The sequence below is a fragment of the Massilia phyllostachyos genome (assembly GCF_021044825.1).
In the GTDB taxonomy this organism is placed as follows: domain Bacteria; phylum Pseudomonadota; class Gammaproteobacteria; order Burkholderiales; family Burkholderiaceae_D; genus Telluria; species Telluria phyllostachyos.
Genome location: NZ_JAJNOC010000001.1, coordinates 1,217,848 through 1,242,327 on the forward strand (window position 1 = coordinate 1,217,848; position 24,480 = coordinate 1,242,327).

Below are 24,480 nucleotides of genomic sequence, written 5' to 3' on the forward strand. Positions count from 1 at the left end.
TGACGGAGAACGAGATCGCGATGGCGTCGCTGCTGTTCGGCGACGCCATCGACTACCGGCGCGTCCGCATCCACGGGCGCCGCTACATGCCTTTCCAGCCGAAGAACTGCTGCATGACGCCGAACGGCAGCATGTACTTCCACCGTTCCTGTTTCCTCCCCGACTACACGCGCGCGGACCCCGGCGCGATCCACTGGTTCATGCACGAGATGGTGCACGTGTGGCAGCACCAGCTGGGCTATCCGGTGCGGCTGCGCGGCGCAGTGCGCATTGGCCTTCCTTACGGCTACACGCTGCGCGAAGACGCGACGCTGGCCGACTACAATATGGAGGCGCAGGGCGACCTGCTGGCTGATTATTTCGTGCTGAAGTTTCTGAAGAAGCCCGGCGCCATGCGCCAGGGACGCTACCGCGACAGCCTGGCGCTGTACGAGCGGGTGCTGGCTTCCTTCCTGGCCGATCCCCTTGACCCGCGCAACCTGCACCGCGGACTGGCGCGCTGGCTGGTGCGCCGCGGCGGCAGGTTCTTGCGGTAGGCGCGCGATTCGTGGGCCAGCTTCTTTCCATCCTGTTCCAGTTCCTGCGGCGCAACCTGCTCATGTTTGCGCTGATCGTGCTCGTCCTGGCCGCGGCGCCATGGGTCCAGCGCGAATGGGGGCATATCCAGCGAATCGTCGGGGAGCTGCCGGCGCTGCGCGAGTCGGTGCAGGTGGTGAGCGAAAACCAGGCTGCGCTGGCGGACGACGTTGCCCGCCGCATAGGCCAACTGTCGGGCGCATCGATCGGGGGGCTCGATGGCGAAATCCGCCGCCTCGATGCCGAGATCGCGGCGCTGCGGCAGGAGGCCGCCGGTGAAGGCATCCTGTCCGCGGCAGTGGCGGGCAAGGACGCGCTGGCGGCGCGCCTGCAACAGCAGGCCATGCGCGAGCTGCGCATCGAAACCCGCCGCCAGGCGCGTGAGCACCTCGCTACCGTGCGCGCCTACGCCGTGGTCATGCTGGACCGCCGGGCTGCCTACGCCCGGCTCGAGCAACTGCGGCTGGCGCATGTGAGCGCCTATCAGGCCTATCTGCGCGCGCACAGGGAAGCGGTGCGGTTTCGGGCGGATGCGGGCTGGCTTGCGCGCATTCCCGGTACCCCGCATTACCAGCAACTGAAGCAGCGCGAGGAAGCAGCGAGCCGGCTGCTGGCCGCGAATAACCAGGCGCACCGTGACTTCCTCGCGCAGCGCACGATCGTCGAGCGGCTGCCGGCGCCCGGTTCCGCCGCCGTCTTCCGGGTCGATGCGCAGCGGCTCGCAGACACCACCGCCGCGCTGCGCGCGCAATTGGCGCAGGCCGAACACCTGGCCCGCCACAATCGACTCTGGCAGGCCTACCAGGCCGTCCTTCCCGTACTGCCTGCGGCACTCGGCGTACTGGCCGGGTGGTGGCTGCTTCCCGCGGCGCTGCGCACGCTGTTCTACTTCGTGCTGGCGCCATTGGCTGCACGCAGGCCGCCGATCGTGATCGATGCGCGCGTTCGTCATGCTTCGTCTTTGCCGCCGGAGCAGCCGGATGCCGACCACGCCCTCATCTCGGCCGTGTCGCGGCGCGTGATCCTGGCGCCGGGCGACGAGATGCTGATCCGCCCCGCATATTGTCAAAGCATTCCCGTGGGCGTTGGCGCCAACACGAAGCTGCTGTTCGACTGGCGCCATCCCCTGACCAGCATCGCCGCCCACCTGTGGATGCTCACGCGCCTGCGCACCAGCACGGTCGCGCAGGTCGTCGTGTCGTCGACATCGGACCCGCTCGACGACGTCGCCCTGGTCGAGATCCCGGCGGGGGAGGCGCTGGTGCTGCAGCCGCGCGCCCTGGTCGGCGTGATATGCAAGGCGGAAGCCGCACCGGCGATCCGCAGCCACTGGCGCATTGGCACCCTGCATGCCTGGCTCACGCTGCAGCTGCGCTACCTGGCGTTCGAGGGACCTGCGACCCTGATCGTGCGAGGATGCCGCGGCGTGCGGATGGAACGCGCAGCGGCCGGACGCACGATCGGCCAGGACGCGACGCTGGGTTTCAGCGCCCACGCGCGCTACGCCACCGTGCGCGCCGAACCGTTCTTGCCCTACCTGCGCGGCAGGCAGCCGCTGTTCCACGACAGCTTCGAAGGAAGCACGGCCTGGTTCCTGTACGAGGAAGTGCCGCGCAATGCCCAGGCCAGCCGCCGCCGAAGCAACCCGCTCGAGGTACTGTTGGACGCTGGTCTGAAGGCATTCGGCATCTAGCCATCGCCTTGTAGCGCCACTCATGGAAATTCAATATGATAGGCAGCTAGTCATGCTCGTCCGAGCGCGCCGGACGGCTTCACCCAGCTTGCATGGGTGCCTATGTGCGACGACCCCAGGAGTAGTCCGATGCGCCTTGCCCATGCCGTCCTGATTGCCGCCAGCCTGCTGTGCAGCGCGCCTGCATTGTCCCAATCCTCCCAGGCGCCAGCCGAACGCATCGCCGCCCAGCGCGACGCCATGGCCCGTTTCGCCGCACTCGACGGCACCTGGCGCGGCCAGGCGACCATGACCCTGCCGAACGGCCAGAAGCACGAGATCACGCAGACCGAAAGGGTCGGCGGCTTCCTCGACGGCGCGCTCAAGATGGTGGAAGGGCGCGGCTACGAGGCCGACGGCAAGCTGGCCTTCAATGCGCTCGGCGTCATCACCTATGATCCGGCCACGAAGGCCTACAGCATGCAATCGACCGCCCAGGGCTATACGGGGAATTTCGTCTTGAGCCCGATCCCGGACGGTTTCGCCTGGGAGATTCCCGCCGGCCCGATGACGATCAAGTACACGGCCACCGTGAAGGACGGTGTCTGGCACGAAGTGGGTGACCGCATCATGCCCGGCAAGGAGCCGGTGCGCTTCTTCGACATGACGCTCAGGCGCATCGGTTCCACCACCTGGCCGGCCGGTGACCCGGTCCCGGCGAAGTAAGGCTTCATTTCACTGAAAGGCATTCCATGACGCAGTCGAACATCATCATGCTCGCGATGGCGCCCCTCATCATGTGGCGCGTCTACAAGCGGGTCCAGCGCCTGACTGTGCGCCAGCAATCGCGCATGTGGCGCCATTGGTTCGGCGTCATCTTCCTGCCGCTTGCGCTGCTCACGATGGGTGCTTTCCTGCTCACGCATCCGCCTGCGCTGGCGAGTCTGTTGTTCGGCACGACCACAGGCGGCCTGCTGGGCTGGCATGCCTTGCGCCGCACGGGATTCGAACGTGTCGGCGAGGACTACTTCTACACGCCGTACGCGCCGATCGGCATGGTGGTGGCGATGATCTTCATCGTCCGCGTCCTGTACCGCGTTTATGAAATGTTCACGCTCGGAGCGGGGCAGGTGCCGTCGTTCGGCAGCAGCCCGCTCACGATGGGGATCATGGGCGTAGTGGCAGGCTATTACCTGGTGTATGCGTCGGGGCTGCTGCGCTGGCGTCTCGCGGGAGCACGCGACGGCGCCAAATGAAGGCTGCTGTTGCCGGCTTCGCCGTCGCCAGTGCCGCATGTCTCGCGACGGCTGGCGCGTCGGCATGCCAGCCGCTGCCTTCCTCGGCCTACGGGGAATCCCTGACGAAGGTAAAGTCGCGGTTCGACGGCGCGCGCTTTGTCGTGCTGGCCGAGCTTACCCGTGTCGAGGAGGTGATGGTCCCCGCCGGCGATGGGGATTTCAGGATCGAGGTGGAGCGCGCGACCTTCCGGGTGCAGCAGGCGTTCAAGGGCGAGCTGGCGAAGGGCGCGGCTTTTCACGTCGATTCCGGCGTCACCGCCTGCGGCCGCGGCGTACGGCATGGCCAATGGGTGTCGTTCAGCCCTGGCAAGCCAACTCGACCCCGCGCCGCGCCGCCGGAGCGCTGGCTCATCTATTACACACCGTGGCCGGCAGTGCCTGGGCAGCGGGAACCGATCTTCGAGATCGATGATTCAACGAACTCGCAACCGGCACAGTGGGCCGCCTATGACCTGGAGATGCTCGGAAAGCACGCGAAGGGGTGGCGCACTGCTGGCCGGTAAGCGCACCTGCTTGACGCCATGAAACGCTACAGCTGCGTACCCCAGCGGCGGCAGGCTTCCACATTGCGTTCCGGGTTCTCTCCCCACTCCTTCAACACGATCTTCGTCCCGACCTGGCCGTAGACTTTCAGGAAAGTCGGTTTGTCCTTGGCAAGGCATGCCATGTAGGCGTAGCGATTGAGGCGCGTGGGACTGTTCGGGTAGCGCGCGAACATGTCCTCGTAGCCCTGTTTCATCTTGTTCCAGTCCGCGAGGCTGTTCTCGAACAGCGTGTGTCCGAACTGGCCGTCGACAGCGTACGAGTACAGACGGGCATACATGCCCATGCCGTAGCGCGCCCGGGTTTCCTCGGTCGTCTTGCGGATGAAGTCGTCGAGTACCTTGGCGTCGCCTCCCCATTTGGGAAGCAGGCTGATCACGATCTCGAAATACAAGGTGATGTCATCGGGATTGCGCTGCAGCCCCTCCCGTGCAATCGCGGATAATTGCTCGACATTCCAGCCCAGCGCCGTACCGGCCCGCAGGAGGAGCAGGTGCGCATGGCTGTCGGTCAGCGCGACGTCGGCATGCGTGCGCAGGTAATCCACGGCGCGGCGCAGGTAGGCATAAAATTCCTTGAGGGCTTCCGGCGGCACCTTGCTGATATAGCCGCCGCCGCGATACGACCAGCCGTGCTTCATCAACGCCTCTGCATGCAGGATATGCGCAAGGGCCGACTTCGGATACTCCTGCGCCCAATGGAGCGTCAGTGCGTCCACCTCCTTCAGATATGACTCGACGTTCCTGACGTTGTTGCCGAACACCTGCGTGAGGCCAGTGCGGAACAGGTCGAGCTGCAATGTGCCGTCCGGTTCGAAACGGTTCGGCTGGCGGTACAAGGCATTCTGCCTTTCCAGTTCGGCAAAGTCGCCCCACCAGAAGCTTTCGGCAGCGGCCTTGGTGATGGGCGCGTTCGGGGCCGGTTCGGCCGCCCACACGACATCCGGCAATGCGACGAGCGAGAGCGCGGCGGCGACCGACAGGTTGAGCATGAGGTAAGGCACGGACATGCTGCGTTTCATGGCGTTTTTCCTCCCGTCTTTTTCGGGGCTGCGGAAGCTGCCGGATCCAGGCTCCAGTTCATGTTGAACACCTCGGGCAGGCGAGCGCCTGGGCTGGCGCTGCCCTGCAGCGCAAACTGCACCGACGCGGCGTCAAAGGTGTTTTCGAACACCACCGGCCGCATGCCCCGGATGCCGCGCACCGTGATCTCGCGTGCGGTGACGCTAGCCCTGAGCGGCTTGCCCGCGGCATCGAGTTCGCGGGTGACCGTGGTGGAGCCGGTGACGTCGAAGCGTTGCGCCAGGCTGGGGTAGGCGGGCGACGCTCGCGCATCCGGCGGCGTAACATCGCTTCCCGGAGGGTCGAAGGCATTGCCGAAACGGTCGGTGGCGGTCATCAGGGTGCCGTAGCGGAATGCATTCAGCACAGCTGCCGGCGCGGCGCCCTGCGCCAGGCTGGCGCGCAGCCACCATTGCTGCAGGATGCAACGGTCTTCGAAACCAAGCTTGCCATAGGCTTCGCCTTCGGCCAACAGGCTCGCGGCCAGGACGGGAGGCAGGGGCAGCACCCGTGCGCCGCCGCTGCGGAGCCGGTCGATCGCCTCGGCGGCGGCATCCTGTGGCAAGGGAAGCGGCCACGCCAGCGCCACGGCGCGCGGCTTGCCCCAGCGTTCCAGCAACTGGCGTTCGGTGGCGAGGACGGCCGGGCGGAATGCGGGCGGCATGGCCTGGATGCGCCTGATCCGGCTGGCATAGTCCTGGAAGCGCGAGTCGCCCTCCATCCGGCATGCTTGCGGCGATGCCTTCAGCACCGACAGGGTCGCTTCTTCATAGCGGGCATCGCCGGTGTCGAGATGCCACAGGGCCAGTTCGTTGAGCAGGCGGGCGAAGACGGCCGCATACAGGTAGTTTGGATCGCGCACTTCGCCGGGCCTGGCTCCCGCACGCTTTTCTTCGTCCAGCCAGGCCGGCAAGAGCCGGCCGATGCGCTCCAGGTGCGCGGCGCCGATGTCCTCGGCCTCCTTGCGCAGCGCAGGGTCGAGCGCCGCGTCTTTCGGCAGCGCGAAGGTGCGGGCCAGTTCCCTTTTCAGCGAGGCAACCATTGCCGCATCCTGTTCGCCGGCAGGGGGCGCCGGCGCAGACAACGCTGGAAGCGCCATGCACATCATGAAGCACCCGGCAAGCGCCACCGCGGTCAATGTGCGCAAACTGGATACCGTCATGTCACCTCCGGAAGGGCGAAGCGTGAATCGATGAGATCAGCGTACCATCGGCGAAACGCCGCACTGCTGAGCATATCCTGATGGATTTCAAAGAGCCAGCCGTATTTTTCTGCTGGCGGCCCGCTGCATGGCCAGGTCGAGCAGGGCCGTGCCCAGTCCGAGTCCCTCGTATCCCGGGCTGACGAACAGCGCCCAGATCGAGGCATGCGCACGGTCGGCATAACTGAACCGGGCGACCTTCCCGTCGACCTCCGCAACCCAGCCGCGTCCATCCTTGTCAAGATAGTCCTTATACATCTGCACGGTCACGCGTGCCGGATCGGACAGCACGTTCTCGGTAACCGACAGCCTGATCGCCGACATCGCGGGGATGTCGGCGCTGCGGGCGCGCCGCAGCCGCACCTCACTCATACCGCAGGCAATCCACCGGCAGCAGGCGCGACGCCCGGCGCGCCGGATAGAAGCCGAAGAACACCCCCACCGCCGTCGCGAAGCCGCACGCCACCAGCACGGCCTGGAAGGTCAGATACACGTCGAACTTGCCGGTCGCCGTGATCGCCGCCGCACCGCCCATCGCGATCGCCACGCCGATCAGCCCGCCCGCCACGCAGATCACCACCGACTCGGCCAGGAACTGCAGCAGCACGTGCCTTGGCCGCGCGCCGATCGCCATGCGGATGCCGATCTCGCGGGTCCGTTCCGTCACCGACACCAGCATGATGTTCATGATGCCGATGCCGCCGACCACCAGCGAGATCGCGCCGATCAGGCCGAGCAGCAGGGCCACGCCCGCGCTGATCTTGTTGGCCGTCTCCGCAAACGAGGCCATGTTCTGCACCCGGAAATCGTCCGGGTCCTCGAGGCGGATGCGGTGGCGGTTGCGCAGCGTGTCCTTGATGTCCTCGATCGCATCGTTCAGGGCCATGTCGGGCCGGCCCTGGGCCGCGATGTAGTGCACGTTCTGCGGGAAGGGCGAGCGGATCAGGTTCGAGCTGGCCGCCGTGATCGGCACCAGCACCAGCTCCGCGATGTCGGAGCCGTCGATCTGCTTGCCTTCGCCGGCCAGCACGCCGATCACCTGGAAGGCGACGTTCTCGATGCGCAGGTAGCGGCCCAGCGGGTCGGTCTTGTAGAAGAACTGGTCCGCCACCTTCTGTCCGATCACGACCATGCGCGCCGCCGAGCGCACGTCGGCCTCGCTGAACAGGTTGCCCTGGTCGAGCTTCCAGTTGCGGATCTTGAACATGGCCGGGGTCACGCCGAGCACCTGGCTGCTCGAACTCTCGTTGCCGGCGCTGAGCTTGAAGCTTCCCTGCAGCGCGGGCGCCGCGCCGGTCAGGCTGGGCAGTTCGTTCAGCGCCTGCGCGTCCGAACTGGAAATCGAGGCCACCGAGCCGGTGCGGGCGCGCTGCGCCGCGGTGCGGTCGCCGCCCGGGAAGACATAGACCATATTGGTGCCGAGCGCCTGCAGCTCCTTGCCGATGAAGCGCTGCATGCTGTCGCCGATCGCCAGCAGCAGCACCACCGAGGCGATGCCGATGATGATGCCCAACATCGTCAAGGCAGTGCGCAGGCGGTTCGCCGCCATCGAGCGGAACGACTCGATCAGGATCTGGATGAAGTTCATGCCGGCACCTCAGGAGAAGGGAGATGCGGACTCGCCGCGAGCTGGCGCAGGCCCTCTGCAGCGGGGCCGTCGTACAGCACCCGTCCATCCTTCAGGCGCACCAGGCGCTGGCTGTAGGCGGCGACGTCGGCTTCGTGGGTGACGAGGACGATGGTGATGCCGCGCTCCTTGTTCAGCTGGCGGAAGCTGTTCATGATGTCGTCGCTGGTTTGCGTGTCGAGGTTGCCGGTCGGTTCGTCGGCCAGCAACATCGGCGGGTCGGTGGCCAGGGCCCGGGCGATCGCGACGCGCTGCTGCTGGCCGCCCGAGAGCTGGCTCGGCGTGCGCTTGGCCAGGCCTGCGAGACCCACGCGCTCGAGTTCCACCAGCGCGCGCGCATGCGCCTTGCCGCGGCTCGAGCCGGCGTAGATCAGCGGCAGCGCCACGTTCTCGGCCACGCTCATGCGCTTGATGAGGTTAAAACTCTGGAACACGAAGCCGATGCTGCGGTTGCGGATGTCGGCCAGCTGGGCGCGCGACAGCGAGCGGGTGTCGGTGCCGTCGAGCAGGTAGGTGCCGCCGGTGGCCTGGTCGAGGCAGCCGAGGATGTTCATCAGGGTCGACTTGCCGGAACCCGACTGGCCCATGATGGAGACGAAGTCGCCGCGCGCCACCTGCAGGTCGATCCCGTGCAGGACACGGGTCTCGACGCTGCCACTCATGTAGGTCTTGGTGACGCCGCGGATATCGATCAGGGGAGTGCTCATCAATCCGCCTTCGGCTCCGCCAGGGTGCGCGTGACGACCTTGTCGCCCGCCTTCAGGCCGCCCGACAGCACTTCGGTATAGCGGAAGTTGGACAGGCCGACGCGGATGTCCACGGGCTGCGGCTGGTTCATCGCGTCCAGGCGGTAGACCTTGAACATGCGCGCGGTCTCGGCGGCGCTGCGGAAGGCCAGGTCGTCGTCCGGCGCCGGGGCGGGGGGCAGGGACGCCTGCTTCACGCCGCTTTCCTTTTCCTTCTTGCGCAGCTTTTCCTGCTCTTCCTCGGGCAGCTGGAAGCGCAGCGCCGTGGTCGGGATGCGCAGCACGTTGGGGCGGTTCGCCACCACCAGGCGCACCTGGGCGGTCATGCCGGGTTTCAGCATCTCGTCCTGGTTGTCGACGTCGAGCACCACGTTGTAGGTGACCACGTTCTGCACCACGTTGGCGGCCAGGCGGAACTGGCGCATGGTGGCGTGGAATTCGCGGTCCGGGTAGGCGTCGACCACGAAGCGCGCCGGCAGGCCGTCCTTTAGCGCGCCGACGTCGGCTTCCGAGACGCTGGTGTCGATCTGCATCTTGGTGAGGTCGCGCGCGATCTGGAACAGGTTCGGCGTATTGAACGAGGCCGCCACGGTCTGGCCCAGGTCGATGGTGCGCTTGATGATGACGCCGTCGATCGGCGAGCGGATCACGCTGTTGTTCAGGTCCGCCCTGGCGCGGTCGAGCTGTGCCTGCGCCAGCTGGACGTTGGCGCGCGCCACGTCCATTTCGCGCCGCGACTGGTCCAGCGTGGTGGAGGACACGAAGTTCTGGGCGACCAGCTGCTGGTTACGGTTGTAGTTCGCTTCGCCCAGCTTCAGGTTGGCGACGGCGGACGCGCGGCTGGCCTCGGCCTGGCGGATCTGGGCGTTGAAGATGGTCGGGTCGAGTTTCAGGAGCACCTGGCCCTTGGTGACGCGGTCGTTGAAGTCGGCGTTCAGCTCGACCACGGTGCCGGACACCTGGGAGCCGACGTTCACCAGCGCCACCGGGTTGATGGTGCCGGTCGCGGTGACGGTCTGGTTGATGGCGCCCATGTCGACGACGGCGGTGCGGTATTTCGACGGCGGCACCTTGGGCGGGCCTTTCGGCGCCAGCCAGGCGGCGGCCGCGGCGCCGACTACGATTACCCCGGCCGCAATGGCCACGCGCTTCTTCGTGAAGAGTTTCATCTTGTTTTGCTTGTACCAGGAGCCTTGAAAAGTGCAGTGTGCTGCCTGGCTGCCTCCTTTGCAATGCATGTTGCATCGACCGACGAGCTGGTGCGATGAACTGCCGATTTCGGGGAATGAACTGCGTGATCCGCTAGAATGGCGCATTCTCTTCTACTTTGCACAAGCATCATGACCCAGGACGAACTCAAGCAAGCCGTGGCCCGCGCCGCCATCGATTACGTGGTGGACGGCGAGATCATCGGCGTCGGCACCGGCTCGACGGCCAACTTCTTCATCGACGAGCTGGCGAAAATCAAGGACCGCATCAAGGGCACCGTCGCCTCCTCGGAAGCCACCGCGGCGCGCCTGCGCGGCCACGGCATCCCGGTGTTCGACCTGAACGAGGTCGAGTCGATGGCGGTCTACATCGACGGCGCCGACGAGATCACCAACAGCGGCGCCATGATCAAGGGCGGCGGCGCGGCGCTGACCCGCGAGAAGATCGTGGCCTCGGTGGCGAAGAAATTCGTATGCATCGCGGATGGCTCGAAGCTGGTCGACACCCTCGGCAAATTCCCGCTGCCGGTCGAAGTGATCCCGATGGCGCGCGCCTGCGTGATGCGCCAGCTGGCGGCGCTGGGCGGCGAACCGCGCCTGCGCGTCAAGGCAGGCACGCAGGACGCCTACATCACCGACAACGGCGGCGAGATCATCGACGTGGTCGGCCTGTCGATCACCGACCCGGTGGCGCTGGAAGAGCAAATCAACCAGATCGTCGGCGTGATCGCCGTCGGCCTGTTCGCCAAGGCCGGCGCCAACGTCTGCCTGCTGGGCACGGGCGAAGGCGTGAAGACCCTGACTTTCTAAAGCGGAGACGCACGATGACACGACGCGCGCTGGTGCTGGTGGTGGCCGTGATGCTGGGCGGCTGTTCGCTGTTCAAATCCAGGCCGGAACCGGTGCGCCGTCCCGTTCCTGTCGCCGTCAAGCCGGCCGTTCCTGGTTTGCAGGATCCGAACGGGACGCCAATCGAGCGGGTGCCGTTCAGGACTGGGGTGTCGTCTGCGACTGTCGAGAAGATGGCGAAGGAGCATGGGTGTCTGGGTGGACAGGGGGCTGGGCTGATGACCGAGGCGGGGCCGGTTGAGGTTTACCGGATGCGGTGCGAGAGTGGTGCGATGCAGGGCAAGGTGTTGACGGCGCGGTGCGAACTGCGGCAGTGCGTAAAGATGTAAGCATTACGCAAACGCTTTTTCGCTCACCTAGCCCGCAGACCGTCGCTCCGGCCTTCGCCGGAGCGACGGTTTTAGGGCTAGCAATGGAATGGCGTTGGTGTCACTCCAACTTCAGCGCCTCGGCAATATCCTCCCACGCCACCGCCTTGAAGTTCTGCGCCCCATCCGGCATCCGCTTGAACCCATCCTGCACCACCAGCATCCCGCGCCCATACGCCCCACCGAGATTCGCCGACGTCACCTCCAGCCCATCCGTCTCCGACGCGCCATCGATCCCCTTGGCCGGATCCATCCCGATCCTGAACGCCCCGCGCACCTTGAACGGCGCCTTCGCATCCAGCACCACATAGCTGTTGTTCCCCTGGCTCGACACCACCAGATAGCTCTGGTCCGCGCCATGGTAGATGCCCATGCCCTCGACATCCGCATGCAGCAGCGGCCCCACCGGCATCACCATCTTGAGCGTGGCCGGCTGGTCGGCTCTAGCCGAGGTTACCCAGACGCCGCGCCGCTCCTCTCCCAGGAACAGCAGGCCGCTCCTGTCGTCCGCCACGCAGCCTTCCGGCTGGGAAGCCAGCTTGAAGCTGCGCGCCAGCTTGGCGCCGAAGCGGCCGTTGGCACGCGTGATCTGGTAGTGCTCGTAGCGCCCGTCCTTGTCGTTGACGTAGGCATCCATGCCACCCTCAGGCGTGCGGTACACGCAGGCGCCGTAGATGTCGCCCAGGCCGGTCGGCAGGCGCGCCGCTTCGGCCAGGCTGCCGTTGGCGTCGATGGTGAACAGTACCATCGCATTCTCGTCGCGCTGGGTGGCCATGGCCAGGTCGAAGCGTTCGGCGCCGAAGCGGACGTCCTGGCGCAGGTCGACGTTGTTCAGGCGGCCCGATTCGAGGAGCTGGGTTTGCGTGCCTTGCAGGTCGTAGACGAGCAGGCCCTGCTTCTTGTTGGTGCCGAGGATGCGTGATTTCGACGGGTCGCCCGGATGGACCCAGATGGCCGGATCGTCGGCCGCATCGCCGGCGCGGGCGACGGGTTCGGTCTGCATGCGCGGCATCACGATCGGCAGCGCCGGCGCTTTCCACTCGCCGGCGGTCTGCACCAGCAGCTTGCCGGCCACGCGCCCCTGCGCGCCGAGAGAACGTGGCTGCACGGCGCGCCAGTTCGCGCCGTCGCGGCGCCAGGCGAGCAGGGCGCCTTTCGCGTCGATGGCGGCCAGGCCGCCCGGCAGCACGGCCAGCGCGCCGACCGCCTCCTTCAACTTGCCCCATGGCGCGCGCAAGGCGACCGGCGTGCGCGCCGAGGGGCCTTCGGCTTCGGCGCCATAGGCCCACACGCCCATCTCCTCTTCGGACACGAACAGCGTCGCCTGTGCATCGTCGACGCGGCAACCTTCGACGCCGGTCGGCAGCGCCAGGCGGCGCACCAGGTGCGGTTCGCCAGTCAACAGCCACTGCTGCGCCTGGCCATCCTTGGCGACCAGGAAGACGTGGTCGAGCTGTTGCCCGTCGCGGTACATGCAGGCCGCCTCGATGCCGAAGCCAGTATCCGGCAGCACGGGCAGCGCGGCCAGCGTACCGGCGCGGGTGTCGACGCGCACCGGCTGCAGGCGCTCGGCGTTCGAGTCGACCACGACCGCCAGCGCGCCACCGTCGATCGGGCGCAGGTCGAGCTGCTCGCCGCGTAGCGGCAGCACGGCCAACTCACGGCCGTCGCTGCCGACCAGGCGCAGGCCGCGCTTGTCGAGGGCGAGCCAGGCGCCGTTCGGCAAAGTCGCCAGTTCTTCGGCGCCTTTCAAGGACGCGGGTACTTCCGCCGCGCCGGCGGAAGCCAGCAGCAGGGACAGGATTGTCGGGATGAGAATTCGTTTCATCAGAAGATGCTCGCTTTCAGGCCGATCTTGTAGGTGCGGCCGTACTGTTCGTACTGGGCGTTGCGCTGCTTGTCGCCCTGGTAGACATAGTATTTTTCGTTGTTCAGGTTACTCGCGTCGAAGGTCAGCTGCCAGCGCTTGTTGATGGCCCAGGACATCGACAGGTCGAGCTGCTTCTGGGTATCGACCCAGCGGTCCTGCTGCGCATCGAGCGTGTCTTCGCCCAGCTCCAGCAGGTAGGGCGACTTGTAATTCATGGCCAGGCGCGCGTTGAAGGGGCCGCGCTCGTAGCCGACCATGATGTTGCCGACCCGGTTCGACTGGCCCGGCATGCGGATGGTGCGGGTCGAGCGCACACCGGCATCAATGGCGCTGTCGATGCGGGCGCGCGAGTGTGTCACCGCGGCGTTGACGCCGACCAGCAGGCCGTTGAAGGGAGAGGGCAGCATGCGCAGCGGCTCCTGCCAGGCCAGCTCGATGCCGCGCACTTTCGCGTCGTCGCCGTTGGCGTAGGAGACCGCGCTCGCATAGTCCGCCCAGGCGCCGCTGCCGGCCAGGTTGGTGGCGTAGGTGAAATCGCGGATCCGCTTGGTGAAGACGTAGGCCGACATCACGCCTTCCTTGCCGACCAGGCGCTCGATGCCGAGGTCCAGGTTGTGCGAGCGCAGCGGCGCCAGGTCCGGGTTGCCGATCGTGGCTTCGTCGCCGTCGATGCTGATCGCGGGCGCCAGTTGGGCGAAGTTGGCGCGCACTACCGAGTTGGTCCAGGCGGCGCGCACGCTGGTCGAACCGTCGAGGTCGTAGCGCAGGTGCAGGCCGGGCAGCCAGTTGGTGTAGGAGCGGCCGGCATTGCGGGCTTCGATCTCGTCTTCCGACACCTGGAAGCCGGCGGCCTTGAAACGGGTGCGTTCGGCACGCACGCCCGCCAGCAGCCACCAGGCGCCGCTGCGCAGGCTGGCCTGCAGGTAGGCGGCGTCGAGGTCTTCCTGCATGCGGAAGTCGTCCAGCGCCGATTCGGCATCCAGGCGGGCCTCAAGGCGGTTCAGGCCTGCAATGCGCGCGCGCACCAGGGCCGGGTCGATCGCGTAGCCGATGCGGCCCAGCTTGTAGTCCAGCTGGTGGCCGGCGACGAAAGCGGCCAGCGAAGTCGGGCCGGCGCCGAAGTAGTCGCCGTCTTCCGGATCGTCGCTGCCGAATTCCCACTGCTCGGATTCGTTGTCCTTGTCGCGGCGCGTGGCCTTGGCGCCGAATTTCAGCGTGCCGCTCCAGTCGCCGGCGCCGAAGTCGCGCTGCAGGTCGATGCGCAGCTGGCGGGTCTTGTCCTTCGCATGGCTGCGTTCGAGCGCAAAGGCGTTCAGCTCGTAATTGGCGGCGTCGAATGCGGCTGCCGGTGCGATCAGCTGCGGCACGCGGCCGTTGGTGAAGCCGACGCCGGAGAAGTCGTCGACGTTGCGGAAGCGCGCGTCGCCCAGTGCATCCGGGGTGTCGTCGGTGGCCTGGCTCGTGGCGGCTTCCAGGTGCAGCTTCCAGCCGTCGCCGAAGCGCTGATCCAGCGCGCCGGTGAGCGAGCGGATCTCTTGCGTGTACTTGCGCTGGCGCAGGCGCCGTTCCAGGCGCGCGGTGCCCAGTTCTCCTGCAGCGACGTCGTCGTCCTCGAAGTCGCCGACGGTGAGGCGGTCGCGCGATTCCTCGTCCGAGAAGCGGCTGATAAAGCCGCGCACGGCCACGCTGGTCTGGGCATCGGGACGGTAGTCGAGGTTGACGGCGCCGGCGCGGCGTTCGCGCTGCGGCAGGTAGTCGCGCAGTTCGAAGCCTTCCAGGCGGTCGCCGGACCAGGCGCCGCCGGTTTCCACGTTGTCCGACCCGAACTTGCGCTTCTCGCCGGACAGGCCGGCGGCGATGCCGAGTTTGCCGTCCATGAAGCGCTGCGCCCACAGCAGGTTGCCCTGCGGGCTGTACTGGCGGGTGTTGCCGTCGCGGCCGACCGCGGCGCCGACGCTGAACAGGGTGCCGGGCAGGTCGAAGGCCGACAGGGTTTTCACTTCGACGCTGCCGCCGAGCGAGTTCGCGTCCTGGTCGGGCGTGGCGGACTTCGACACTTCGAGCGAGCGCACCAGGCCTGCCGGCAGCACGTCCAGCGCCACCGCGCGGCGCGAGGCTTCGGGCGAGGGCACCAGGGCGCCGTTGATGGTCACGCTGTTGTAGTCGGCGTCCAGGCCGCGCACCACCACGTAGCGGCCTTCGCCCTGGTCGCGCTGCACCGACACGCCCGGCATGCGCGCCAGCGCTTCGGCGGCGTTCTTGTCCGGCAGGTGGCCGATGTCGTCGCTGCTGACGACGCTGACGATGTTGTCCGCCTGCTCCTGGGCGGCGATGGCGCGCGCCAGGCTGGCGCGCTGGCCGGTGATGACGACGCTCGGATCGGCGGCGTGGACACCGGCTGATGCCAGCAGGCCGGCGGTGAGGGCGGGGAGGGCGAAGTAGCGCATGGGGGCACCGGGTTTGTTGGAATGGGCCGGATTCTGGTGGCGGAATATGACGTATCGGTGACGCCTTTCCCCGCGCCGCGGGCAATGAGGCCGGAATGAGCCGAAATGACCCGTCACCGCTCGCGGCCCGCCCTGCGGCGGCGTCCCGTATGGTGAGAAGATGCGGCCGGCATGTGAGCCGTTCGGACCCGTGCGGCGGCGCCACAGCTTTGTCATCCTGTCATGCTGCTGTCACGCGCCTGCGCTAGCGTAGGGCGATTCACCTCCAGCCCCGCGCCCCATGACCTTCGCCATCCGTCCCATCCTCCTGGTTGCCGGCCTGCTGCTCAGCCTCGTCCTGCTGTTCGCGGCCACCGGCACGATCCTGCCGCTGGCGCAGTGGAACTGGATGGACATCGCCGGCGAGGGCGGCACGGCGCTGCTGGCGGCGGTGTGGTGCCTGATCGTCCTGAACAGCCGCCCGGACGGCCGCGTGACGCGCCTGCTGGCCGGCGGCCTGGCCTGCATCATGCTGGGTTCCTGGGCCGACTGCCTGGACGAGGCGATCGACATCGACAAGCGCCATTTGTGGGACAACGCGCTGGAGGCGCTGCTGCCGCTCGGGATGCTGGTGCTGACCGTCGGCCTGTACTACTGGCGCCTGGAGCAGGCGACGCTGTCGGATCACATGCGCAAGCGCGAGCGCCTGTTCCGTAGCCACCGTCCGTTCGACCGCATCACCCAGCTGGCCGACGCCGCCTACCTGCGCGAACAGCTGCGCCTGGAGATCCGGCGCGACGGCGGCGCCGGCTGCGTGCTGGTGCTGTTCGATATCGACGGCTTCCACCGCATCAACCGCGAACACGGCCACGCCGAGGGCGACCGGGTGCTGCAGGCGGTGGCGCACATGCTGCTGCTGAACCTGCGTAATGAAGACCTGCTGTGCCGCTATGCGGGCGACCGCTTCGCCGTCCTGATGCCGGGCCTGGACATCGACGCGGCGGCCGACGCGGCGCGCCACCTGTGCACGATGGTCTCGACGATGCGCCACCACGCGCCGGGCGGGCCGGTCCCCATCACGCTGCGCCACGGCTGCGCGCCGACGCGCGGCGCGCCGGATGCGCTGCTGGCGGACCTGTGCCGCCGGATGGATGCGGCGTGATCGCCTGGCAGCCGGCGGGAGAACCCTCGATCCCGGCGCGCCAGCAGCCGGCGCTGGCCCTCGAATACGGCCGCTCGCGCGATGCGCAAGACGCCGCGCTGCTGCGCGACACCGGCTTGATGACGGGCCTGGCGCCGGACAGCCTGGTCTCGCCCGGCCAGTACCTGCAGCAGCTGGCCAACACCCTGCGCGCGCTCGACAGCCCCGACACCAGCTTCATGCTCGGCCAGCTGCTCCTGCCCGGCCACGACGGCGCGGCCAGCCACGCGCTGGTGCAGGCGCCGACCCTGCGCGTGCTGCTCGAGACCCTGTGCCGCTTCCACGCGCGCCTGACGCCGCTCTTGCGGCCGCGTTTCGAAAGCTGGGATGGCGTGGCGCTGGTGTACTGGGTCGATGCCTACGGGGCGCCCGGCATCAAGGCGGCCCTGGTCGAGATGCACATGACGGCGCTGGTCGGCCTGTGCCGCTGGCTGGGCGGCGAGCGCCTGCCGTGGCGCTTCTGCTTCAACCGCAGCGCGCCGCGCCACGTCGAGCAGCATCATGTCCACCTCGGGACCGAACTGCGCTTCGGCTGCCAGCTCGATGCGATGCTGCTGCCGTCTTCCTATCTGGACCGGCCATGGCCGCGGGCGAGCGAACTGGCTTCACGGCTGGCGCAGCAGGATGCGGCGCTCGAGGCGGTGCGGGCGCCGGGGTTGCTGGCGGCGCTCTACGATTACCTGCTGGAGAACGTTCGGGCGGGGCCGACGCTGGAGCGGACCGCCAGCGATTTCGGCGTCAGCCCGGCGACCTTCAAGCGGCAGCTGCTGCGGCACCATACGCATTTCCAGGGTGAACTGGATCAGGTGCGGACGCACGTGGCGCTATGGCTGCTGCAGGTGCAGCGGGCGGATAACGAGGAGGTGGCGCGGTATCTGGGGTTTCACGACGCGGCCAATTTCAGGCGGTCGTTCAAGCGGTGGACGGGGGTGACGCCGGGACCGATCAGGGCGATGTCGCTAACGTCCCTATGATCCGCGCCCCGTAAACGTCATTCCGGCGAAGGCCGGAATCCAAGTCCTATGCATGCCACTAACGCTTGAGGTAAGCGGCACGCCACGAACTTGGGCTCCGGCCTTCGCCGGAGCGACGGCTCGAGCGTTACGGGTGCTAATCAGGCCGGTGGCGGCACGTAGCCCTGCGCCTGATCCGCCGCCCCATCACCAAAGAAATGCCGCTCCATCTGCGTCGCCAGGTATTTACGCGCGCGGTCGTCCGCCAGGTTCAGGCGGTTTTCGTTGATCAGCATGGTCTGGTGCTTCAGCCATGCCTGCCAGGCCTCTTTCGAGACCGACTGGTAGAGCTTCTTGCCCATTTCGCCTGGTACCGGCGGGAAGTCGAGGCCTTCGGCTTCCTTGTTCAGTTTGATGCATTGGACGGTGCGGGCCATGGTGTACTCCTGTTATCTAATCGGGTCAGGCCGGTATTATAAAGTCTTGATCAGGACCTGTGAGCGGCGCTGCCAGTTGTACATGTGCTGGCGATCCTTGGGCAGGTCGTCCACGGTGGCCGGGACGAAGCCGCGCTTCTTGAACCAGTGCGCGGTGCGGGTCGTCAGGACGAACAGCTTGCTCAAGCCGGCGGCGCGGGCGCGGTTTTCCATGTGCTTGAGGATGCGTTCGCCGTCGCCCTGGGTCTGGGCGTCCGGGCTCACCGTCAGGCAGGCCATCTCGCCCATCTTCGATTCCGGGAAGGGATAGAGGGCGGCGCAGCCGAAGATCACGCCGTCGTGGTCGATGACCGAGAACTGGTCGATCTCGCGCTCGATGAGCTCACGGCCGCGGTAGACCAGGGTGCCGTCCGCTTCCAGCGGTTCGATGAGCTTGATAATTCCGCCGACGTCCTCAATTGTGGCCTGGCGCAGGCTTTCCAGGTTCTCGTGCGAGATCATGGTGCCGACGCCGTCGTGGGTGAACAGCTCGAGCAGGGCCGAGCCGTCCATCTCGAAAGGCACGATGTGGGCGCGGTCGACGCCGCTGTTGCAGGCCTTGATGGCGTGCTGCAGGTAGAAGGCGGCGTCGGGCGGCAGGAAGCCGGCCTGCAGCACGGCTTCGGCCTGGTGCGACGAGAGTTCGCGGATCTCGACGCCGGTGGCGTCGCTCATCATCGGGGTCTCCGTGATGTAGATGAGCTTATCGGCGTGCAGGGCGATCGCGGCGGAGGCGGCGACGTCTTCCATCGTCAGGTTGAAGATCTCGCCGGTCGGCGAGAAGCCCAGCGGCGACAGCAGCACCAGGCTGTCCTCGGTCTGCAGGATCGGCTGGATCTTCTCGGCGACGATCTTGCGGGTGACGCCGGTGAGTTCGAAGTCGGTGCCGTCGATCACGCCGAGCGGGCGGGCAACGACGAAGTTGCCCGACACGATGCTGATCTGGGCGTTCGACATCGGGGTGTTCGGCAAGCCCTGGCTGAATGCCGCTTCGATGTCGAGACGCAGTTCGCCGGCGGCTTCCTTCGCGCATTCGAGCGCGGCGGAATCGGTGATCCGGATACCGTTGTGGAAGCGGCCCTCGACGTTACGCAGTTCGAGCTGCTCGGCGACCTGGGGACGCGAGCCGTGCACCAGCACCAGGCGGATGCCGAGGCCGAGCAGCAGGGACAGGTCCTGGGCCAGCACCGGCAGGGCGCCCGAGGCGACCAGTTCGCCCGGGAAGGCGACCACGAAGGTCTTGCCGCCGAAGGCATGAATATACGGCGCGACGGAGCGCAGCCACTGGACGAATTGGGTAGGATTTTCCATTTGCCGCATTATAATTCGCTGCGCGTTGTGCGCACCAAATACCTTGTAAAAATCAATGTCTGAACAGAGTAACAAGCCTTCGACGCACTCGGCGCGCGCCGCTTCCACCAACACGCCCGCCACCGTCCAGCGCAAGCCGCGGCCGGAAGGCGGGCAGCGCACGCGCGCGCCGCGCGATGGCGCGCGGCCGTCGGAACCGCGCACGCCGCCGTTCAGGAATCCGCTCCCGGCCATTACCTTCCCCGAAGACCTGCCGGTATCAGGCCGGCGCGCCGAGATCGCGAAGGCGATCCTGGAAAACCAGGTGGTGATCGTGTCGGGCGAGACCGGCTCCGGCAAGACCACCCAGCTGCCGAAGATCTGCCTGGAGCTCGGCCGCGGCCAGGCTGGCCTGATCGGCCACACCCAGCCGCGCCGGATCGCGGCGTCGTCGACCGCCAAGCGCATCGCGCAGGAACTCGGCTCGCCCTTGGGCGAGCACGTCGGCTTCAAGGTGCGCTTCAACGACACGCTGCAAAAGGGCGCCTCGGTCAAGCTGATGACCGACGGTATCCTGCTGGCCGAGACCCAGACCGATCCGCTGCTGCGCGGTTACGACACCATCATCATCGACGAGGCGCACGAGCGCAGCCTGAACATCGACTTCCTGCTCGGCTACCTGAAGCAACTGCTGCCGCGCCGGCCGGACCTGAAGGTCATCATCACTTCGGCGACCATCGACGCCGAGCGCTTCTCGCGCCACTTCGGCACGGCGGAGAAGCCGGCGCCAGTGATCGAGGTGTCGGGCCGCCTGTACAAGGTCGAGGTGCGCTACCGTCCGGTGGACAAGGACCCGGTCACCATCCAGCCCAAGCCGGGCGAACCCGCACCGAAGGCCCAGGTGGCGCGCGACAAGCGCGACCTGATGGACGCGGTGGTCGACGCCGTCGATGAGCTGTGCCGCATCGGTGCGGGCGACGTGCTGGTGTTCCTGCCCGGCGAGCGGGAAATCCGCGATTGCGCCGAAGCGCTGCGCAAGCACCATCCGCCGCACGTCGACATCCTGCCGCTGTTCGCGCGGCTGTCGGTGGAAGAGCAGGACCGCGTGTTCAAGACCACGAATGCGCGCCGCATCGTGCTGGCCACGAACGTGGCCGAGACGTCCTTGACGGTGCCCGGCATCCGCTACGTGGTCGACACGGGTCTCGCGCGCGTGAAACGCTACAGCTTCCGCAACAAGGTCGAGCAGCTGCAGATCGAGCCGATCGCGCAATCCTCGGCCAACCAGCGCGCCGGCCGTTGCGGCCGCGTGGCCGACGGCGTCTGTATCCGCCTGTTCGAGGAGGACGATTTCAACAAGCGTCCGAAGTTCGCGGACCCGGAGATCCTGCGCTCGTCGCTGGCCTCGGTCATCCTGCGCATGAAGTCGCTGCACCTCACGGACGTCGAGACCTTCCCCTTCATCGAGCCGCCGCAGGGCCGCGCGATCGCCGACGGCTACCAGTTGCTGCAGGAAGTCGGCGCGGTCGACGACAGCAATGCGCTCACGCCGCTGGGCCGCAAGCTGGCCAAGCTGCCGCTCGACCCGCGCGTGGGCCGCATGATCCTGGCCGCGGTCGACAACGACTGCCTCACCGAGATGCTGATCGTGGCTTCGGCCCTGTCGACCCAGGACCCGCGCGACCGGCCGATCGAGTACCAGCAGCAGGCCGACGAGAAGCACAAGAAGTTCGCGGACGAGAAATCCGAATTCCTCAGCTACCTGAAGATCTGGGCCTGGTTCGAGGATGCGATCGAACACAAGAAGAGCAATCGCCAGCTGCAGGACAACTGCCGCGCCAACTTCCTGTCGCAGCTGCGCCTGCGCGAGTGGCGCGACGTGCACTCGCAATTGCTGACGGTGGCGCGCGAGCAGGGCTGGCGCCTGAACGCGGCGCCCGCGACCTATGAGCAGCTGCACCTGGCGCTGCTCACCGGCCTGCTGGGGAATATCGGCTTCAAGGCCGAGGACGAGCCGGTGTTCCTGGGCGCGCGCGGCATCAAGTTCCACATCTGGCCGGGGTCCTACCTCGCCAAGAAGCCGGGACGCTGGGTGATGGCGGCGGAACTGGTCGAGACCACGCGCCTGTACGCGCGCACGATCGCGCAGATCCAGCCGGAGTGGGTGGAGAAGATCGGCGGTCACCTGCTCAAGAAGTCGTGGGGCGAGCCGCGCTGGGAGAAGCGCCAGGCGCAGGTGACGGCGACCGAGCGTGCGACCCTGTACGGCATCGTCGTCTACAGCAATCGCCGCATCAACTACAGCCTGCACAACCCGGCGGAGGCGCGCGAGATCCTGATCCGCGACGCGCTGGTGGCCGGCGACTACGAGACGCGTGCGCCGTTCTACGCGCACAACCACAAGCTGGTGCGCGAGATCGAGAACCTCGAGCACAAGTCGCGCCGCCTCGACGTGCTGGTCGACGAGCAGCTGATCGCGGCCTTCTACGACAAGGAGATCCCGCACACGGTCGTGAACGGCGCCGGCTTCGAGAAGTGGTACAAGGACGCGTCGCGCGACAATCCGAAGCTCCTGTTCCTGAACCGCGAAGAGCTGATGCGGCACGAGGCGGCCGGCGTCACCACCGAGCTGTTCCCGAAGACGATGAACGTCACCGGCATCGAGATGGGGCTGACCTACCACTTCGAACCGGGCAGCCCGCGCGATGGTGTGACCCTCGCCGTGCCGCTGTTCGCTTTGAACCAGATTCCGCAAGAGCGTGCGGGCTGGCTGGTGCCGGGCATGCTGAAGGAGAAGGTGCACCTGCTGCTCAAATCCCTGCCGCAGAAGCTGCGCCGCCACTGCGTGCCGCTGCCGGATTACGCGGCCAAGTTCTTCGAGCGCCACCAGGACCCGCTGCGCTTCGCCCGGGGCGACCTGGTCGATGCGCTGATCGCCGACATCCATATGCACACCAGCGCGCGCGTGCTGACGACCGACTTCAAGCTCGAGACCCTGCCGGCCCACCTGTTCATGAACTTCAAGGTGATCGACGAGCACGGACGCCAGCTCGAGATGGGGCGCAATCTCGCGACCCTGCAGGCGGAGCTGGGCGGGCAGGCGCGCCAGAGCTTCCAGAAGATGGCCGAGGCGACGCCGACGGCGGCGCCGGCCAAGCTGCAGGCCGCGGCGCCCGCTGCTCCCGCCGCGCCTGTGAAGGGCAAGGGCAATGCTCAGGGGGCGAAGCCATCGACGCCGACGGCGCCTGCGCCCGCGGCCGGCGCGATCCAGCACACGGGCCTGACCACCTGGAGCTTCGGCGAGCTGCCGGAACTGCTGGAGATTACCCAGGGCAAGCTGACCCTGATCGGTTTCCCGGCGCTGGTCGACAAGGGCACGCACTGCGACCTGGAAGTGTTCGACGACCCGAACGTGGCGGCGCGCACCCATCGCATCGGCCTGCGCCGCCTGTTCGCGCTGCAGCTGAAGGACCAGCTCAAGTTCGCGGAAAAGAACATCCCGGGCCTGCAGGGCATGGGCATGCAGTTCATGGCCGTGGGCACGCAGGAAGACCTGCGCGACCAGATCATCGCCAAGGCGATCGACATCGCCTGCCTGCAGGATCCGCTGCCGATCAATTCCGGGGAGTTCAACAAGCGCAAGGATGAGGGCAAGGGGCGGATTGGCTTGTTGATCAACGAGATCGCGCGTCTGGTGGGGTCGATTTTGTCCGAGTTCCACGGCATGCCGAAGCGGGTCCAGAGCTTGCCGCAGGCGGTGCAGTCGGATATCCAGTCGCAGCTGCAGGGGCTGATCCACAAGCGCTTCATCGCGGACAACGAGTACAGCCAGCTGGCGCACTTCCCGCGCTACCTGAAGGCGATCAATGTGCGGCTGGAGAAGCTGCGCGGGAATCCGTCGCGCGATGCGCAGCTGATGGCGGAGTGGCAGAACGCGGCGAGCCAGTTCCAGCGCACCTTGAAGAACCAGGCGGGCAAGAACAACGATCCGCGCATGCTGGAGTTCAGGTGGATGTTGGAGGAGTTGCGGGTGTCCTTGTTTGCGCAGGAGTTGAGGACGCCGATGCCGGTGTCGGCGAAGCGGTTGCAGAAGGTGTGGGAGTCGATGATTCGTTGATGGTGTGTGCTGGCGATTCGCCGGCGCTTTGATGGCCCGCTTCTTTAGAACGTCATCCCGGCGCAGGCCGGGATCCAAGTTCCTAAGCGTATCGTTAACGCAAAACGCAGACGCTAACTGCTCTCAACGGAATTGGATTCCGGCCTTCGCCGGAAGTCATGGGCGCCAGTGGCGCGCATGACGTGCTGAGGTTAGAGGTGGAGTGATACGTTGCTGAAGGTCGTACGTGTCACCCCACGCGGTCTCCTTCGTCGACCAAGCAAGATCAACCGATATTGCTCCCCCGAATCCGGCTCAAATCCTTGTCATCCCCATCATGCCCCGGCCGCGGATCCGCGCTGCCGCTGACCCCGTACGAATCGCCATGCAGCGAACCGCCGCCAGCGCCGCTGCCCAGGCCGCTGCCGGCCCCGCTGCTGCTGCCTGCCGAACCCGCCCCCACGCTCGACCCCATGCCACCCATCGCCGCGCCGCTGCCCATGCTGCTGAACGATGAGCCCGGCCCCATGGTCGGGGCGCCGGAGCGTGACGGGTCGGTGCCGTAGAAGGAATGGATGCCGCTTGCCCAGCTCGCGTCGCTCATGTCGGGCCAGGCGTCCTTGTCGAAGCCGGGGGCGCCCTTGAGGCGTTCCTTGTCCACGTTGAGCACCATGCGTTTGTTCACGGTGTCCAGGTGCAGCGCCTGCCACGGCACGGCGAACAGTTTTTCGCCGATGCCCAGGAAGCCGCCGAAGGCCAGCACGGCGTAGGCCACCTGGCCGGTCTGCATGTCGAGCATGATGTCCTTGATGTCGCCCAGGTCTTCCTCGGCGTCGTTGACGACGCTGTCGCCGATCAAGGTGTCGGCGCCCATCAGCGCCGGGCCGGGCCCGGTGCTGCGCGTGTTGCTGTACATCCCGTATTTGTCGCGATCTGCGTAGCTCATGGTTTACCTCCCTGTTGGGTTGCCCGCAAGGCTGCGGGCTTACCCGTCAAGGGTAGGGCCCGACCCTGCTTTG

At 66.9% G+C, this 24,480-nt stretch carries 21 protein-coding genes; 10 read left to right on the forward strand and 11 right to left on the reverse strand.

What is annotated here, in order from left to right; translation table 11 throughout:
- Nucleotides 1-20 precede the first annotated feature (20 nt).
- The 5 genes from LQ564_RS05320 (at nt 21) to LQ564_RS05340 (ending at nt 4,049) form a co-directional block, all read left to right on the forward strand.
- Nucleotides 21-536, forward strand: coding sequence for a Rhs element Vgr protein (locus LQ564_RS05320; RefSeq protein ID WP_231057028.1), 516 nt, complete (start codon nt 21-23; stop codon nt 534-536).
- A gap of 11 nt (nt 537-547) precedes the next feature.
- Nucleotides 548-2,269, forward strand: coding sequence for a hypothetical protein (locus LQ564_RS05325; RefSeq protein ID WP_231057029.1), 1,722 nt, complete (start codon nt 548-550; stop codon nt 2,267-2,269).
- Between the two features lie 129 nt (nt 2,270-2,398).
- Nucleotides 2,399-2,974 (forward strand): DUF1579 domain-containing protein, encoded by a 576-nt coding sequence (locus LQ564_RS05330; protein WP_231057030.1) that lies wholly within the window; start codon nt 2,399-2,401, stop codon nt 2,972-2,974.
- A 26-nt stretch (nt 2,975-3,000) separates the two neighbouring features.
- Nucleotides 3,001-3,504 (forward strand): CcdC protein domain-containing protein, encoded by a 504-nt coding sequence (locus LQ564_RS05335; protein WP_231057031.1) that lies wholly within the window; start codon nt 3,001-3,003, stop codon nt 3,502-3,504.
- Nucleotides 3,501-4,049 carry a hypothetical protein gene (locus LQ564_RS05340; RefSeq protein ID WP_231057032.1) on the forward strand — a complete coding sequence of 183 codons (549 nt, stop codon included), beginning with the start codon at nt 3,501-3,503 and terminating at the stop codon, nt 4,047-4,049. Before LQ564_RS05335 ends, LQ564_RS05340 begins: the two co-directional genes overlap by 4 nt.
- A gap of 26 nt (nt 4,050-4,075) precedes the next feature.
- Here LQ564_RS05340 and LQ564_RS05345 read toward each other — a convergent pair whose 3' ends face one another.
- The 6 genes from LQ564_RS05345 to LQ564_RS05370 all read right to left on the reverse strand — a co-directional run bounded on the left by LQ564_RS05345 (nt 4,076) and on the right by LQ564_RS05370 (nt 9,893).
- A complete protein-coding gene (locus LQ564_RS05345) occupies nt 4,076-5,110 on the reverse strand; it encodes a DUF4034 domain-containing protein (RefSeq protein WP_231057033.1) in 1,035 nt (344 codons plus the stop codon).
- On the reverse strand, nt 5,107-6,312 hold the full coding sequence (locus tag LQ564_RS05350) for a hypothetical protein (protein ID WP_231057034.1): 1,206 nt from the start codon (nt 6,310-6,312) through the stop codon (nt 5,107-5,109). The genes LQ564_RS05345 and LQ564_RS05350 overlap by 4 nt, the downstream gene beginning before the upstream one ends.
- An 87-nt stretch (nt 6,313-6,399) precedes the next feature.
- Entirely contained in the window at nt 6,400-6,723 is a 324-nt protein-coding gene (locus tag LQ564_RS05355; protein WP_231057035.1) for a GNAT family N-acetyltransferase, read from the reverse strand.
- Nucleotides 6,716-7,939 carry an ABC transporter permease gene (locus LQ564_RS05360; protein WP_231057036.1) on the reverse strand — a complete coding sequence of 408 codons (1,224 nt, stop codon included), beginning with the start codon at nt 7,937-7,939 and terminating at the stop codon, nt 6,716-6,718. The genes LQ564_RS05355 and LQ564_RS05360 overlap by 8 nt, the downstream gene beginning before the upstream one ends.
- Nucleotides 7,936-8,685, reverse strand: coding sequence for an ABC transporter ATP-binding protein (locus LQ564_RS05365; RefSeq protein ID WP_231057037.1), 750 nt, complete (start codon nt 8,683-8,685; stop codon nt 7,936-7,938). Before LQ564_RS05365 ends, LQ564_RS05360 begins: the two co-directional genes overlap by 4 nt.
- A complete protein-coding gene (locus LQ564_RS05370) occupies nt 8,685-9,893 on the reverse strand; it encodes an efflux RND transporter periplasmic adaptor subunit (protein WP_231057038.1) in 1,209 nt (402 codons plus the stop codon). Before LQ564_RS05370 ends, LQ564_RS05365 begins: the two co-directional genes overlap by 1 nt.
- Before the next feature lie 171 nt (nt 9,894-10,064).
- Here LQ564_RS05370 and rpiA point away from each other — a divergent pair, with 171 nt between their 5' ends.
- The gene (gene rpiA, locus LQ564_RS05375) at nt 10,065-10,742 is read left to right on the forward strand and encodes a ribose-5-phosphate isomerase RpiA (RefSeq protein ID WP_231057039.1); all 678 of its coding nucleotides are present in this window, start codon (nt 10,065-10,067) and stop codon (nt 10,740-10,742) included.
- 14 nt (nt 10,743-10,756) lie between these two features.
- Entirely contained in the window at nt 10,757-11,110 is a 354-nt protein-coding gene (locus tag LQ564_RS05380) for a hypothetical protein (RefSeq protein WP_231057040.1), read from the forward strand.
- Nucleotides 11,111-11,210: 100 nt separating this feature from the next.
- Here LQ564_RS05380 and LQ564_RS05385 read toward each other — a convergent pair whose 3' ends face one another.
- Nucleotides 11,211-12,977, reverse strand: coding sequence for a phytase (locus tag LQ564_RS05385; protein WP_231057041.1), 1,767 nt, complete (start codon nt 12,975-12,977; stop codon nt 11,211-11,213).
- Entirely contained in the window at nt 12,977-15,466 is a 2,490-nt protein-coding gene (locus LQ564_RS05390; RefSeq protein ID WP_231057042.1) for a TonB-dependent receptor, read from the reverse strand. Before LQ564_RS05390 ends, LQ564_RS05385 begins: the two co-directional genes overlap by 1 nt.
- 280 nt (nt 15,467-15,746) lie before the next feature.
- Between LQ564_RS05390 and LQ564_RS05395 the strand changes: the two genes are divergently transcribed.
- Nucleotides 15,747-16,607, forward strand: a complete 861-nt coding sequence (locus LQ564_RS05395; protein ID WP_231057043.1) for a GGDEF domain-containing protein — start codon at nt 15,747-15,749, stop codon at nt 16,605-16,607.
- On the forward strand, nt 16,604-17,620 hold the full coding sequence (locus LQ564_RS05400; protein WP_231057044.1) for an AraC family transcriptional regulator: 1,017 nt from the start codon (nt 16,604-16,606) through the stop codon (nt 17,618-17,620). The genes LQ564_RS05395 and LQ564_RS05400 overlap by 4 nt, the downstream gene beginning before the upstream one ends.
- A gap of 140 nt (nt 17,621-17,760) precedes the next feature.
- Here the strand turns inward: LQ564_RS05400 and LQ564_RS05405 are convergent, their stop codons facing one another.
- Both LQ564_RS05405 and argA read right to left on the reverse strand, forming a co-directional pair.
- Complete coding sequence (locus LQ564_RS05405) at nt 17,761-18,036, reverse strand: oxidative damage protection protein (protein WP_231057045.1); 276 nt, start codon at nt 18,034-18,036, stop codon at nt 17,761-17,763.
- Nucleotides 18,037-18,072: 36 nt separating this feature from the next.
- Entirely contained in the window at nt 18,073-19,386 is a 1,314-nt protein-coding gene (gene argA / locus LQ564_RS05410) for an amino-acid N-acetyltransferase (RefSeq protein WP_231057046.1), read from the reverse strand.
- Nucleotides 19,387-19,441: 55 nt separating this feature from the next.
- Here argA and hrpA point away from each other — a divergent pair, with 55 nt between their 5' ends.
- Nucleotides 19,442-23,482 (forward strand): ATP-dependent RNA helicase HrpA, encoded by a 4,041-nt coding sequence (hrpA, locus tag LQ564_RS05415; protein ID WP_231057047.1) that lies wholly within the window; start codon nt 19,442-19,444, stop codon nt 23,480-23,482.
- Nucleotides 23,483-23,747: 265 nt separating this feature from the next.
- Here hrpA and LQ564_RS05420 read toward each other — a convergent pair whose 3' ends face one another.
- On the reverse strand, nt 23,748-24,407 hold the full coding sequence (locus LQ564_RS05420; protein WP_231057048.1) for a PRC-barrel domain-containing protein: 660 nt from the start codon (nt 24,405-24,407) through the stop codon (nt 23,748-23,750).
- Nucleotides 24,408-24,480: the final 73 nt, after the last annotated feature.

What these genes read in the sequence shown, in the direction of transcription:
- LQ564_RS05340 (WP_231057032.1), top strand. Translation starts at nt 3,501, where the DNA reads ATGAAGGCTGCTGTTGCCGGCTTCGCCGTCGCCAGTGCCGCATGTCTC.
- LQ564_RS05420 (WP_231057048.1), bottom strand. Translation starts at nt 24,407, where the DNA reads ATGAGCTACGCAGATCGCGACAAATACGGGATGTACAGCAACACGCGC.
- LQ564_RS05395 (WP_231057043.1), top strand. Translation starts at nt 15,747, where the DNA reads ATGACCTTCGCCATCCGTCCCATCCTCCTGGTTGCCGGCCTGCTGCTC.
- LQ564_RS05370 (WP_231057038.1), bottom strand. Translation starts at nt 9,893, where the DNA reads ATGAAACTCTTCACGAAGAAGCGCGTGGCCATTGCGGCCGGGGTAATC.
- LQ564_RS05390 (WP_231057042.1), bottom strand. Translation starts at nt 15,466, where the DNA reads ATGCGCTACTTCGCCCTCCCCGCCCTCACCGCCGGCCTGCTGGCATCA.
- LQ564_RS05405 (WP_231057045.1), bottom strand. Translation starts at nt 18,036, where the DNA reads ATGGCCCGCACCGTCCAATGCATCAAACTGAACAAGGAAGCCGAAGGC.
- LQ564_RS05345 (WP_231057033.1), bottom strand. Translation starts at nt 5,110, where the DNA reads ATGAAACGCAGCATGTCCGTGCCTTACCTCATGCTCAACCTGTCGGTC.
- LQ564_RS05335 (WP_231057031.1), top strand. Translation starts at nt 3,001, where the DNA reads ATGACGCAGTCGAACATCATCATGCTCGCGATGGCGCCCCTCATCATG.
- LQ564_RS05360 (WP_231057036.1), bottom strand. Translation starts at nt 7,939, where the DNA reads ATGAACTTCATCCAGATCCTGATCGAGTCGTTCCGCTCGATGGCGGCG.
- LQ564_RS05365 (WP_231057037.1), bottom strand. Translation starts at nt 8,685, where the DNA reads ATGAGCACTCCCCTGATCGATATCCGCGGCGTCACCAAGACCTACATG.
- argA (WP_231057046.1), bottom strand. Translation starts at nt 19,386, where the DNA reads ATGGAAAATCCTACCCAATTCGTCCAGTGGCTGCGCTCCGTCGCGCCG.
- rpiA (WP_231057039.1), top strand. Translation starts at nt 10,065, where the DNA reads ATGACCCAGGACGAACTCAAGCAAGCCGTGGCCCGCGCCGCCATCGAT.
- LQ564_RS05320 (WP_231057028.1), top strand. Translation starts at nt 21, where the DNA reads ATGGCGTCGCTGCTGTTCGGCGACGCCATCGACTACCGGCGCGTCCGC.
- LQ564_RS05330 (WP_231057030.1), top strand. Translation starts at nt 2,399, where the DNA reads ATGCGCCTTGCCCATGCCGTCCTGATTGCCGCCAGCCTGCTGTGCAGC.
- hrpA (WP_231057047.1), top strand. Translation starts at nt 19,442, where the DNA reads ATGTCTGAACAGAGTAACAAGCCTTCGACGCACTCGGCGCGCGCCGCT.
- LQ564_RS05355 (WP_231057035.1), bottom strand. Translation starts at nt 6,723, where the DNA reads ATGAGTGAGGTGCGGCTGCGGCGCGCCCGCAGCGCCGACATCCCCGCG.
- LQ564_RS05350 (WP_231057034.1), bottom strand. Translation starts at nt 6,312, where the DNA reads ATGACGGTATCCAGTTTGCGCACATTGACCGCGGTGGCGCTTGCCGGG.
- LQ564_RS05385 (WP_231057041.1), bottom strand. Translation starts at nt 12,977, where the DNA reads ATGAAACGAATTCTCATCCCGACAATCCTGTCCCTGCTGCTGGCTTCC.
- LQ564_RS05380 (WP_231057040.1), top strand. Translation starts at nt 10,757, where the DNA reads ATGACACGACGCGCGCTGGTGCTGGTGGTGGCCGTGATGCTGGGCGGC.